The sequence below is a fragment of the Prevotella sp. C0209C1 genome, assembly GCF_056583855.1.
Genome location: NZ_JBWPJP010000041.1, coordinates 1 through 13301, shown reverse-complemented (window position 1 = coordinate 13301; position 13301 = coordinate 1). Strand labels below are relative to the sequence as shown.

General features: G+C 35.7%; 12 protein-coding genes and 2 pseudogenes. 4 read left to right on the top strand and 10 right to left on the bottom strand.

Annotated features, from left to right (window positions below; translation table 11 throughout):
• From AC1DCD_RS09460 to AC1DCD_RS09450, 3 genes and pseudogenes are all read left to right on the top strand, one after another.
• Nucleotides 1–831 (top strand): tyrosine-type recombinase/integrase (locus tag AC1DCD_RS09460; protein ID WP_480349318.1); only part of this gene is annotated, 831 nt, incomplete at its 5' end.
• Between the two features lie 51 nt (nt 832–882).
• A pseudogene (locus AC1DCD_RS09455) lies at nt 883–2178 on the top strand (tyrosine-type recombinase/integrase).
• On the top strand, nt 2175–2588 hold the full coding sequence (locus tag AC1DCD_RS09450) for a hypothetical protein (protein ID WP_353586072.1): 414 nt from the start codon (nt 2175–2177) through the stop codon (nt 2586–2588). The pseudogene AC1DCD_RS09455 and the gene AC1DCD_RS09450 overlap by 4 nt, the downstream one beginning before the upstream one ends.
• 711 nt (nt 2589–3299) lie before the next feature.
• Here AC1DCD_RS09450 and AC1DCD_RS09445 read toward each other — a convergent pair.
• The 10 genes from AC1DCD_RS09445 to AC1DCD_RS09400 form a co-directional block, all read right to left on the bottom strand.
• A complete protein-coding gene (locus AC1DCD_RS09445; RefSeq protein ID WP_464641202.1) occupies nt 3300–3968 on the bottom strand; it encodes an ATP-binding cassette domain-containing protein in 669 nt (222 codons plus the stop codon).
• Nucleotides 3969–4468: 500 nt separating this feature from the next.
• Nucleotides 4469–5539: a cysteine peptidase family C39 domain-containing protein gene (locus tag AC1DCD_RS09440; protein WP_353586075.1), complete on the bottom strand. Its 1071-nt coding sequence runs from the start codon at nt 5537–5539 to the stop codon at nt 4469–4471.
• Nucleotides 5540–5652: 113 nt separating this feature from the next.
• Complete coding sequence (gwsS, locus tag AC1DCD_RS09435) at nt 5653–6582, bottom strand: grasp-with-spasm system SPASM domain peptide maturase (protein WP_353586076.1); 930 nt, start codon at nt 6580–6582, stop codon at nt 5653–5655.
• Nucleotides 6583–6779: 197 nt separating this feature from the next.
• The gene (gwsG, locus tag AC1DCD_RS09430) at nt 6780–7544 is read right to left on the bottom strand and encodes a grasp-with-spasm system ATP-grasp peptide maturase (RefSeq protein WP_353586077.1); all 765 of its coding nucleotides are present in this window, start codon (nt 7542–7544) and stop codon (nt 6780–6782) included.
• A complete protein-coding gene (locus AC1DCD_RS09425; RefSeq protein ID WP_464641199.1) occupies nt 7465–7779 on the bottom strand; it encodes an ATP-grasp domain-containing protein in 315 nt (104 codons plus the stop codon). The genes gwsG and AC1DCD_RS09425 overlap by 80 nt, the downstream gene beginning before the upstream one ends.
• A 284-nt stretch (nt 7780–8063) precedes the next feature.
• Complete coding sequence (locus tag AC1DCD_RS09420) at nt 8064–8219, bottom strand: hypothetical protein (protein WP_019036852.1); 156 nt, start codon at nt 8217–8219, stop codon at nt 8064–8066.
• Between the two features lie 317 nt (nt 8220–8536).
• Nucleotides 8537–8776, bottom strand: a complete 240-nt coding sequence (locus AC1DCD_RS09415; RefSeq protein ID WP_353586079.1) for a hypothetical protein — start codon at nt 8774–8776, stop codon at nt 8537–8539.
• A complete protein-coding gene (locus AC1DCD_RS09410; RefSeq protein WP_353586080.1) occupies nt 8773–9831 on the bottom strand; it encodes a DUF6734 family protein in 1059 nt (352 codons plus the stop codon). The genes AC1DCD_RS09415 and AC1DCD_RS09410 overlap by 4 nt, the downstream gene beginning before the upstream one ends.
• Nucleotides 9828–12164, bottom strand: a complete 2337-nt coding sequence (locus tag AC1DCD_RS09405) for a TonB-dependent receptor (protein WP_353586081.1) — start codon at nt 12162–12164, stop codon at nt 9828–9830. The genes AC1DCD_RS09410 and AC1DCD_RS09405 overlap by 4 nt, the downstream gene beginning before the upstream one ends.
• 148 nt (nt 12165–12312) lie before the next feature.
• Nucleotides 12313–12942: a hypothetical protein gene (locus AC1DCD_RS09400; protein WP_019036702.1), complete on the bottom strand. Its 630-nt coding sequence runs from the start codon at nt 12940–12942 to the stop codon at nt 12313–12315.
• 190 nt (nt 12943–13132) lie between these two features.
• Between AC1DCD_RS09400 and AC1DCD_RS09395 the strand changes: the two are divergent.
• Nucleotides 13133–13301: pseudogene (locus AC1DCD_RS09395) on the top strand (helix-turn-helix transcriptional regulator); the annotation flags it as partial.

Here is a 13301-nt window from a genome sequence, read left to right as displayed (position 1 = left end):
ATATTTGGCTACCATTCCACTCGTACCCATTTGCAGAACTTTATAAAAAGTAGGTATAAGGTTTCTGATTTGGCTTTTTCACAGCTTACTGAGCAGTTCATCTACGACTTCCAACAATACTTTATGGGTATTTGTGGGTTTCAGGAAAGTACGTTCTATAATGCCGCTACCCATCTGAAAACGGTATGCAGATTGGCTTATCGTGAAGGATTAGCCGATATTTTATTGTTTGACAAAGTCAAGGTAAGCAAAGGCGACAAGAAACTACCCAAAGCTCTTGACAGGTGTTCGCTTGACAAACTAATGAACATACAGTTTGGAGAGTTGGAGGAAGAAATGGAAACCGCAAGGGACTTGTTTGTCTTTGCCTGCCATACGGGTGCAGCCTATTGCGATTTGATGGAGTTAAGCAGGTTGCATCTTGTCCGTGATGACGAGGGAAGTCTTTGGCTGAAGTTCAACAGGCAGAAGACTGGAGTACTTTGCCGTATCAAGTTGTTGCCCGAAGCCATCAGGATAATAGAGAAGTACAAGAGCGATGAAAGGGAAAGCCTATTGCCACAGATGAAATATGCCACCTATCAATCGTATCTTAAAGCATTGCGCCTAAGAGCAGGCATAGCCTTTCCCTTTACCACGCATACGGCAAGACATACCTTTGCCACGCTCATCACATTGGAACAAGGAGTACCAATAGAAACGGTAAGCAAGATGCTCGGACATAGCAACGTAAGTATGACCGAGCGTTATGCAAAGGTAACCCCACATAAACTCTTTGAGGAATTTGATTGTTTCCTTTCTTTCACTGAAGATATGCAGTTAACAATCTAATTCCTATTTTTTCTATCTTATCATTATTCATTATTCAAAACCACCAAGACAATGAGAAGTACATTCAAGACTCTATTCTATATCAACAGACAGAAAACTAAGGCAGACGGCAACACCGCCATTCTCTGCCGTATCACCATAGACGGAAAGAGCACCGCCATTACCACAGGAGAAGAGTGTAAAGTCTCCGAGTGGAACTCCAAACAGGGTTTGACAACCAATAGGAAGACCAACCAAAGAATCAATGAGTTCAGGGAATTGATAGAAAAAACCTATCGGGACATACTGACGATGGAAGGAGTGGTAAGTGTGGAACTTATCAAGAACAGTTTGCAAGGCATTGCCACCAACCCCACCACGCTCCTTGCAATGAGCAAGGCGGAACTGCAAGCCGTCAAGGAAAGCGTTGGAAAGTCAAGGGCAGAGGGGACTTATCTGAACCTATCCTATTCTGATAGAAACCTCCGTGAATTTATCGAAAATAAAGGAGTACAAGACATATCTATTGCCATCATTACAGAGAGCTTGTTTGAGGAATACCGTTTCTTCCTGAAAAAGCGTGGACTGAAAGCATCGACTGTCAATACCAATCTCTGTTGGCTGAGCCGACTGATGTTTCGTGCGGTGAGAAGCAGGATTATCCGCTGCAATTCCTTTGAGAACGCCAAGTATGAGAAGGAGGAAAAGAAGATACGCTTCTTGCAAAAGGGCGATGTAATGAAACTCATGGCAATGACGATGAACGACAGAGAATCGGAATTGGCTCGGCTGATGTTCGTCTTCTCCTGCTTCACAGGTATGGCTATCGCTGATATGGAAAATTTGGAATACAGCCATATCCAAACGGCAGCAGACGGACAGAGATATATACGCAAGGAGCGTCAGAAGACAAAGGCTGAGTTTATCGTGCCGCTGCATCCCATAGCGGAAGCTATCATCAGTCATTGCCAGAAAGAGCAGGAAAGAAGCGAGGAACAGTAGACGGTGAAAGAAAAAGGCGACAGCCTTTTCTTCCAACCTCATTGCAGCCGTAGTGTAATGGGCAAAAACCTAAGCATCTTGGGTAAGGCTTGCGGTATCAGACAGAGATTGTCGTTCCATGTTGCAAGGCATACCTTCGGCACGATGAGCCTGAGCGCAGGTATTCCTATTGAGAGCATAGCCAAGATGATGGGGCATGCCTCCATATCAAGCACGCAGATTTATGCGCAGGTAACAGACAACAAGATTTCAAAGGATATGGACAGGCTTATAGCCAAACAATCGGCAAAGGAGAAAGAAATAGCGGAGAGAGAGGCTTGTGAATCTTCGGATATTGTAACCTGTAAAATGGAAGAAACGGCATGAATACGAACTATAAACAAAGGACAATGACTAGCACGGAGAATCATCGTAGCTATTTTGATTGGGGCTGCAATATGCAAGTCATTCGCAAGGGAAACGGAGAGATAGCCATGACAGAGAGTGAACTTGTGAGGTTCTTCGGGGTAACATGGAGGAAACTCAACCATAGGATGCAAACGATAATAAAATCCTCCAACCTATATCTCGATGAGAGGGTTGCAGGTGAGGAAGTTATCAAGAAGGGAAAGACCGTAAGTTATTCACCACTTTATCCCCTTCCTATCATCATCGCCCTGTCTTTTCAGTTGAACAGCACAGAAGCGCGTTTATTCAGAAAGCACATCAATAAAAGATTGCAGACAGAGGCTTCCATTGTAACGCCAATCTTCCTATTGGACAATACCAAGAACTGATGAATATATTTCCTTTTCTTTCACCGATTATATCTTACTACATTACTACAATAAGAGTTAAAGCGGTGAAAGAAAAAGGATTAACGTGTAGTTGTGTGCTCTAAACAATTGTACTACGCAGTAACTACATTTGTCTTTCTTCATTGTTTTAGCCTGCTCTAAAGGAGGTTTATTCGACATATGCTATTCATCAGAGATTCTTTACAATTCGCCTCCACTATTTACTTATAAAGATTCTATGTACTTATTTAGCTTATTATAAACTCATATTTGCTTTTTATGAATATCAGGGATATCAACATAAATCTATCTGCTATTGCTAGTAGACTGGAATATTGTAATTATAACTTCAGACTTGTTGCACATCTCGTACTATTCATATACTCCTTGTTGCACATTTATGCTATAGACACGCGTACTCTTGTTGGACTATTAAAAAAACTATATAAAACTTATAACGTCGTTGTAAGAATGGACTTTTATACCCACTTAACATACAGACATGTATGATTTTCTGTCCGATATCTCCTTGTGATTCTGCATTTTATTTTATTGACTGATTTAGAAAATACGCAATAATCATATTCAGCAAGGATTTATCATCCACTCTTAATGCCCATAACAGGGAAAAAACAATGATTGCTGAAAGAAAAATGATGAGGAGGCCATATCTTATAAATAGCATTTTCTTTAAATTCATTCGCTCCATAATTACTTGCTTAAATTTAATTGATTCTTGACTAATTCGTAATAAAATCCCTTTTGAGCAAGAAGCTCTTCATGGGTACCATGTTCTATAATTTTTCCAGCATGCAAGACAATAATTTGGTCAGCATTCATAACTGTGCTTAGACGATGAGCTATTTTAAGAACTGTTCTACCTTTAAGGAATTTGTCCAGATTATGATATATCTTATTCTCTGTTTTGGCATCCAATGAAGAGGTTGCTTCGTCAAATAATACGAACGGAGGATTCTGGTAAATAGCACGGGCTATGAGAATGCGCTGACGTTGACCTCCTGATATGCCATTTCCACCTGTACCCAGCTTTGTTTTGAGTCCTTGTGGAAGATTTTCTATAAATTCCGTCAATTGTGCAATGTTAATAGCATTCTTCAGTTTCCCTTGGTCAATGGGCTGTTTACCCGTTGCAATATTTCTTTCAAGAGTGTCAGAGAAGATATAACCATCCTGCATGACAACACCACAATACTCACGAAGACTCTGGACTGAAATATCCTTCAACTCCTCATTTCCATAAAGTATACTTCCACTATATTTATCATAGAATTTAAGTAACAGTTTCATTAGAGTGGTCTTACCACTTCCACTTTCTCCAACGATAGCAGTAGTCTTACCAAAGGGGATATCTAATGTCATATCATCGATAACTTTGGGAGATCGTGGACCATAATAATGAAAATCTACATGTTTTAAATGAATTCCATCAAAAGATTTATATGTATCACTATTGATGTCAATAGTGGTATCAATATCCTCTTCTTCCAATGCCTGAACATCAGTAAGTCGATCATAGCTCAGTTTGGCATATTGCAAACTACGTATGAATTCGATAATCTGACTGATGGGTTGATTCAAAGATCCTATGATATAAGAGATTGCAAGTAATGTACCAAGCGTCATAGAGCCTATAATCACATCATAGGCGGCCATAAATACAACTACTATATACTTTAGCTTATTAAAGGATTCAAATCCAATACTTTCCAGTTGGCTGAGTTTCAGAATATCAATATCAATGCCAAACAGCTTGATTTGGCTATTTCTCCAGCAATTGAGTTCATAGTCCTCTGTCCCATTAATCTTAATTTCAGAAATTCCATTAATAATTTCATATACATTCTGCTGCGCTTCTCTATCTATTCTATATCTCGAGTAATCGATTTTTTTTCTTTATTTACAAAGACAATAGACCACACTATTGCAATTGCTGTTATACAGAGATAAACCAACAGTATCTTTACATCATAATATGTTAATAGTATAAAATATACAATGAATGTCAGAAAAGAAAAGATGACTGTTATACTACTAGATGTCAAGAAAATCTGAATTCTATTATGGTCGTTTATTCGTGCCGTAAAGTCTCCAAGTTGTTTTGTATCGAAAAACTTGAATGGAAGTTTAATGATTTTTGCTAAAAAATCATGGATGATATCAATATTAATAATTGAGTTGCTATATAAGAGCGTCCAATTCCGAACTACCATGATAAAAGTTGAACCAATAAAAAGAAACAATTGGGCAAGAAGAAATATAAAGACGATGTGAATATCTTTTCTTCCAATTCCAATATCTATCAAAACTTGGGTTAAAAAAGGAAAAATAAGAGCAAAAATACTACTAAAGAACATACCCCAGAAGAGTATAGAGTATTCGTTCTTAAAATTCTTATAAAATGAAAGAAAATTCTTTTTATAATGACCTCCACTATGTTTAGGTACCGTTTCATAGAAATCTTCCTTTGGTGACATGAGTAATGCCACACCTTCACCATCGGCACCACACCAATGCGAGCTGAGTTCATCTTCATTAATTTTCACTCTACCATAACTCGGATCTGAGATATAAAAATATTTATGTCTGGTGATCAGTGATTTTTTTACGTCATAAAGCACAACGAAGTGAACATTATCCCAATGGAGAATACAGGGAAAAGGCTTTTTCCTACAAAGCGTTGTGACAGAAGTTTTTATTGGTAGCGTTTCAAAACCTATTTTTCTCGCAGCATCATCTATTCCTAGAAGACTTACACCATCTTTAGAAAGATAACAATATTCTCGTAGTTCAGGAATGCTATAATTCTTACCATAATATGAAGCGATTGAACCCAACGCTGCTGGGCCGCAATCCATCATATCAAATTGGATGTAACAAGGAAATCTATTTAGTTTTTCCCTTATTTTTATCATCGTTTTTATTATTTTCATCGTTCTTCTTTTGCTATATAAGGATTATACTTACATGCAATGGGTTTGTTGAATATTCCATTTCCTTTTGTATGTGCTCTACAATCAAGACAATTAAACTGGAACTCACAATCTTAACAACCATCGACATTCTTTTTAGTAATATTCCAATATTTCCTAAACGTTGGAGAAGGTATAATTTTTTCCAATCCGTCAGACAGATCATATTTCTCAAACATAGATGGACAATTTCTTACATACCCATCTTTATCTAAAGAAACTTTCTTATATAGGCAAGAATTGTGCCTCTGACTCATCCTATAGAAGCTAGCATTTTTATAAATCTTAGAATAATCAGAAATACAACCACAATTATTGTCATTCAATTCTTCAGCTACATAATACACAGTTCCCATCTTAAGAGGATAACATCCCTCAGTATTCTCACTATAGTTTATGCTCTTGTTTGAGACAGCATTGTATAGATAGATATTTGTTATCGGAGGGTAGTTCAATATAATATCGTAACAATATTTATTGGTGATATATTTTGAAGAATCCAAATGCAGCTCTACATAATAAAAGATATAAGCACAGATTTTTCTTAGAATAGAATGGAGGCGACATGGATCTGAATGATTATAGACCCTTACTTGAAGATCAGTACAATGCAATTTTTTTACATCAGATAGAAACATGTCCAATTTGTCTGTTTTGATATCATTCCCATCAATATCAATAATTGCATCATAGATATTGTCCTTATCCTCATACAACTCCTGCGATATCTCAGGGAATACTTGTAGATTGTCTGAAACGAAAGCATATTCTCTTTCTATCATAAAATCAACGAATTGATAATAATCTACTAGCGAACTATCCTCTATTTTGTTGGCAATATCGGAAATCTTATGCCTATTTAGCAAGTTGCATAAGCTATAGTAGTCGTTAGGTACAAAATCCGCATAACTTCTTTGAAAATCTTGTATAAGTGTCCTACTTGCGCCTTTTGTCAATGCACAACTTGAGGAAAGAATAAAATATTGATTATTATACTTGTCCATCTTTCTTGCTCTTTTCGTAATTATAAAATAACGGTAGACTTCTTTTGGGAACCACCGATCTCATTTCTTTGAATTTAGTCTCAGGATTAAACATCATCAATTTATCTTCGAAGTTGGGATCTATCAAAAGATTATGATAGATCGTTTTAAAGAATAAAGGAAGATTCTCTATTTCTTTGTCACTTAAAACTATTTTTTCAAGATCCATATACTAGATAATTTGCTATTTTTTGCTCTAAATTATAATTACATGGCAAACTGGTCATCTGGAACTGTCCAACTGGATTAATTTCCAGAAATATGAATTTCCCATCTTTATCGACTATAAAGTCAGCAGAACCGGTGTTTAAATCCAACTTCTTGTATAGTTTGTCAAGTTTCTCTTCAACATCAATAGGAAGTTTGAATGGCTCATTCTTATTTGGGAGTTCAGTGCAATACTTTCTGAAATCAATAGAAGTTTGTTTGTTTCTCTGTGAAAATATAGCCATAGAATAGAATACTCCATTTAAGTAAAACGAACGTACCTCAAAACTTTTTTCAACCAAACTCATGACTAAAGAAGGAAACAATTTAATATCTTTGTTGGCAAAATCAGCCTTATCTCGAGCTTCTGTATAGGTATAGAATGCATCATTTCCTCCAATGTCATATATGCCATTACTGATTGCTTTTGAAACAAACTTATCAGTTATTTTGTCCAACATATCCAATTGATTATAGTTTGTGATAACTGCATATTCAGGAACATTCAGTCCAATCTCTTTTGCCATATCTAATGTGTACATCCTGTTTAGTCCCATACGGTTAGGATTACCAATATGTATAGGACATTTTTTATACATCGTTTGATAGATATAATCTCTTAAATCTTTAAATTCCTCATTTAAATGATTTCTCGATCCATTGAGAATCTTTGATATGTCGCGTCCACCTGCTACAATTTTTTTTAGGGACTTCATTAACAAGATTTTTCATACCAATTCCTGTTCGCCTCCACCAACAAGCAGTTGCATCAAGTAGATTGTATCGCTTTCCATCTGAAGATTCAAAGATGATGGCATCGTTGCTTATTACAGAAAAACATTCCTGAGCAGCTATTGGTTCTATGACAACTACATCTTGCGACATGTTCGTGAGTCTATTTTTAACATCTCGCGTTGAAATATCATCTCCGCTTGAAAAAATTATAATCATACTATTTTTCATCTGTCATAATTTTGGCAGTGGCATATAGCCACAGCCAAAATGTTGATTTTTGCTTTTGTCTATTATTAATCGCTGTCTCCAAGACCACAATCATTGTCACCTGAATTGCTTGAGGTAGAAAGAATTCCAGTGCAAGTGTTACCACTACCACCACGTACCTCCATCAAGTCATCAAGAGCCATACTGTCATTCTCGAATTTTTTTAAATTAATTTTTTCCATTTTTATCATTTTAAATTGTTTACTGATAATAAAGAGTTTTTGACTGCAAAATTAATCACAGTCTCCAAGACCACAATCGTGGTCACTTGAATTGCTTGAGGTAGAAAGAATTCCAGTGCAAGTGTTACCACTACCACCACGTACCTCCATCAAGTCATCAAGAACCATACTGTCGCTCTCAAATTTCTTCAAATTAATTTTTTCCATTTTGTAATTTTAAATTATTTACTAATAATAAAAAGTTTTTACCGCTAAATTAATCACAGTCCCCAAGTCCACTGTCATGATCACTTGAATTGCTTGAGGTGGAAAGAATTCCAGTGCAAGTGTTACCACTACCACCACGTACCTCCATTAAGTCATTAAGAGCCATACTGTCATTCTCAAATTTTTTTAAATTAATCTTTTCCATTTTTTTATTAAAATTATTTTAATGATGTGTTCTTTAAGGCCTCCACTTTTTCCTTTCTATATTATCGATAATTATAGACTACATTTGACAGGTACTAACACACCATACGACATTAGAAGAGAAATCCTTTTCCATAGGAATTTGATAAAATCTTTTCTTTTCTCCAAAGGAAAGCTAATATCCAAACATCCTTCTGCTGCGTAACAGAATTTCTCATTATCTGTTTTTTGCCGATAATGTCAAAAATCACAGAATCTACAGATAATGCAGGAACAGTCATATCATGCCCATATAATTCTTTGATTCTGATGTATTTCTTTGCCAAAGAGAAACTATTTGTCGGAACTATCATGAATTTTTTCCGGATTTCAGATATGATTCAAGTTCTCTAGATGCTCCTATAGAAGAAATATTACGTAACACCATATTTTTGATGTTAAATTTCGCGTATAGTTTCCCATTCATAAGAGAGTCCTTATAGGATGTAATTTCATAATCCATTTTATCTTGGGTAACATTCACTATATAACCTGCTATTGATGGTTTAAGGGCGAGGAGCTTTTCAAGATAAACCATATATTGGGGATAGTATTTAATAACATATGCCAGCATTTTATTACATACCGTAGGTGTTCTCTTATAGAATCCTAGTAAGTGAAGATACGTTTTGTCTTCTGTTACATTGTCGAAATCGGCAAATCCCTGATACTCATTATCACCAATATCCTCATTAATGTATGTTGCAACATCTTTGCCATAACGAGTACACAATTCGTGCAGCAGTACCTGCTCAAAGAAGATATTAAAGTTAATTCCCTTAAGTTTGTTAACTTGTTCCAGGTTCTGATTTACAAAATCAACAGCCTGTTTACAATAAGATTTTATGAATGAGATGTCGTTTCCTCCAAAGATACCCATATTGTATGCTTTTTGGCTTGTACCTTGGTCATATTTCTCCATAATCTCAGGAAGAATATCAATAGAAGGTCGTATCTCATTCCACATCGAACGATAATAATCAGATGTCGTTTCTATGTTTTGAACTATTAGGTCATGATTTCCCAAACATCTATCAAACTTGTCCCATATATATACGTCACCATCAACATGAATAAAAGGTTCGTCCAATGTATCATAAGCTTTTATCTTTGCCAAGGCCCATATATCAGAATTATATTTAGATAACTCGTCAAGACAAACGATAACATCAGAATATGGGAGATGTAATCTATTGATAAGTATATCATATCCAACTTTATCCGTTACCAAAATCACATCGTCATAATACTTTCGAAGTTGATTACAACTCAATATCCAACTTGCATAATGATAAATCGGACTTGACCAACCGTAACTATCTTTCAGGCAGTCCTTATTACCCGACCAGAAACTCTGTACTATTTTCATTTGTTTATGTTTGGCAATCGATTATTACTAATATTGATATCAACATTGTTATGCTTGACCTTATGGTTACCAAATTTATAAGTAAGTTTTATGTTTAGACACCGGTTATCATAGTCATTCCGATTGTTAAACACACAATTCTCATATACCACATGATTGCGATTATAATATGTTCCAAATAAGTCATTAACATTGATATCCAATATCAACTTGTTCTTCATGAGTACCCAATTGAAACCTATTGAGAGATTCTGGAATGAGTTATAGTGAATATATTGTTCCTGTCCGGGGAAATAGTATAAATATCTTGCATAAGCTAACCCCTTACTTCCAATCCTATAGGATAGATTCGTGGTAACAAAAGAGCAGAATCCTTCTAAAGCCCCACTATTCAGAGATAGGTCTGACGATTTAGACTTATTATAGTTCACATAAAGCTGTATGGCAGCATTGCATCTGTTATGGCTATAACTATAACTGACATTACCCATCAGGCTATTTGTAGAAATACAGTTACTGTACGTCTGCTCTGTCTGTGAATTTTCGTTATCATTGACAAGAAGTCCTATACCATCAGATGTATGCATGTAGGAGACTCCGATACTCAACGTTTTGTATTGATATCTGAATTCTAAATAATCCATTAAAGACGGCTTCAAGAGAGAATTACCAGCCAAATAAGTGTAGGCATCGGAATATGTCCTCGCAGGATTCAATTGCATCATGTCTGGACGGTTAATTCTTTTGCTGTAACCTAAATATAACACATTATTGTCACCGGACTTGTAACTAATATCAATAAATGGGAACCAGTTGGCATAGCTCTTTGAAAAGTGATTAGTCTCCTCGCGAGGAAAGCCCCCCGATTTGGTATGCTCATATCGTACTCCCAATTTAAGGAACATTCTTTTCCAAGTCTTACTGATGTCTGCGTAGAAAGAACCAATGGATTCTTTGTAGAGAAAGCTATCAACAATGTTGTAACGAGAGTAATTATCTGCATGATAATGAGTATATTCTCCTCCCAATTCAAATCTAATCCACGAAAAGGGTAACGTGAGATTCATATTCAGTGTATTTACGAAATAGCTGTTATCATACAGGCTATTGGACAATTCCAGCTGATTATCCGATGTGTAATTACTGTTTGACATATTTTTTGCTAGATTATAGTTGTAGTTTATCAACAACTTCTTTCCTAAACTGTCAATGTTCCATTCATAGTAGGGCGAAAATGAAAAGCCCTTGTATCTATTATTTGAGCGTGTTTTTTCTGAGGAAAAGTATTTCCTGCTTCCGAATTCTTCCTGATATACATCCGACATTCCATCTTCGTCCATATAATTAAATGAAGACATAAAGCCAATGTTCATTTTATTGTTCAGAAAGATGTTCGTGTTCAGATTTTGACTAATGTAGTCTGACTTTTGGTATGTCTTATTGTTTATAAGTTTTGTGTAATCAATATATTCAAAGCAGTTTCTGACATCATGCATACGCTTTTCCTTCCAATAGCCCAATCCATATTCTACCGTGAGCCAATTGTTTGAGACAGTGATATTTCCACCTTTCTCAAAGCTTGTTTTGCGCCTCTGGAGATAACCTATATTTAGAGAGCCGTCAAGACCTAAATTCTTTCGATTTTTGAGAACGATATTCAAAACGCCAGTATTTCCCGATGCACTGAACGCAGATGATGGATTGGTTACAATTTCAATCTTATCTAAATCATCTGAAGGAATGCTATTCAGATAGTTCACCAAATCCCTGCCCTTGAGATTTGTCTTGCGTCCATTTATCAAAACAATTACATTATCTTTACCTACCAACGATATTTCTTCAGGATTGGATGGATTTATTCCTGGAACATTTTTGATTACATCATTTGCTTTGAAACCATTGGCATACGGACTGTTTCGAACGTTATATACCAAACTGTTTTCGTTGAAAGTGATGATTCTTGTCATCCCAACTACGGTCACCTCCTGAAGTTTTTTATTAACTATCGGAAGTCTAATTATACCTAAATTCTTGTCGTTTGTAAAATCAATGGTATCTTGTTTCAAGATTTCACCTAATTCCTTATATCTCAATATGTACATTCCTTTTTCCAGATCTATAAAAAAAGTACCTTTTTCATCGGTTAGGACACTTTTTATAGTGTTGTTCGAAATGTCAGAAATTAGTACTTCTGCATACTCCAAGGGTTTGTCATTATCATCAGAGATAAGAGTGCCTGTGATATTGTGTGTTACTTTTTGTCCCATACCCTGCATAGATATAGTTAGGAGTCCCACTATCAACCACAAATGTTTATTCGTTAATTTTTTCATATAATTAATTATTTTGTTACAAGCTTTGATTAGCGTAATTTATATTTATGAATATTGACGTGGCAAAAATATTTGTTTTCCCAAAATTCTTCTTTACACAAAAGTGTAATTCTAAGTCTATTGTCTGAAATATTACACAAAAGTGTAATCATGCAACCTTACAAAGTTCACCATACTTAGAAAAGAAGCCCATAATACCTCTTTTGCTGGAACACACAGGAATGGTCTCCGATGTAAGGTAGTCTATGGATTTTCCGATCTTACGTGTGCCAAATCCCAAGGCTTTCATTACTTTCAATAGTTTGCTGTCAATCTCTGCAATCATATAGCTGTACTTGTCCTCAACTATCGGCTTTACTGCTAATGCCATTAATCGCTTGAACAATGTCAATGTTGATATTCCCGAATCCTTTGCAACAGCAAAGCGTCCGATATGCCAAAAACTATATTTACTTTCCTGGTGAATAGCATTTAGTGGGTTTATCCCATATATTTTTTCGATAGGAAGAATCTTGTGTTTATCCCAATGAAAGCTCCTGATGCAGCCAATCATATTCCCGAAGGAATCCCTTGCAATATAGATATGAGATTTGTTATCATACAGATATTCCTCTTCCTCAAACACTGATTTGATGTCTTCATTTACTTCTTTCTCTGTAAATGAAGATAAGTGATGGGAGTAATTCTCCCTGACCACAAACTGTGCTATTTCCAACAGACTCGTTTTGTCTGCCATGAAAATATCGTAGTCCTTAAATGTTGCAATCTGTTTTTCCATAATGCTTTTTGTTTCTTGATTTATACGGCAAAAATACTTCCTATGCGAATATCATCTATTACACTTTTGTGTAATTTGGCATCTTTCTCTTTGTTTTTTACACTTTTGTGTAATCTTTTTACGGTATTCCGCATTAAAAATGTACTTTTGTAGTGAAATATATCAGAGAACCTTAGCACGTTTAGCATATATGACAGACATAAAAGATTTCTTTATAGCATCGAACACCGTGCGCAACGCACCTGACTATGATTCCAATATACTCTCTACGTTAGTGCAAACCATAGAGGCTTTTGCTCGTGTTACTTATCAGAGTGTTTACTTGATAGACTATTACAGGCAGGAATTTCTTTATGTGT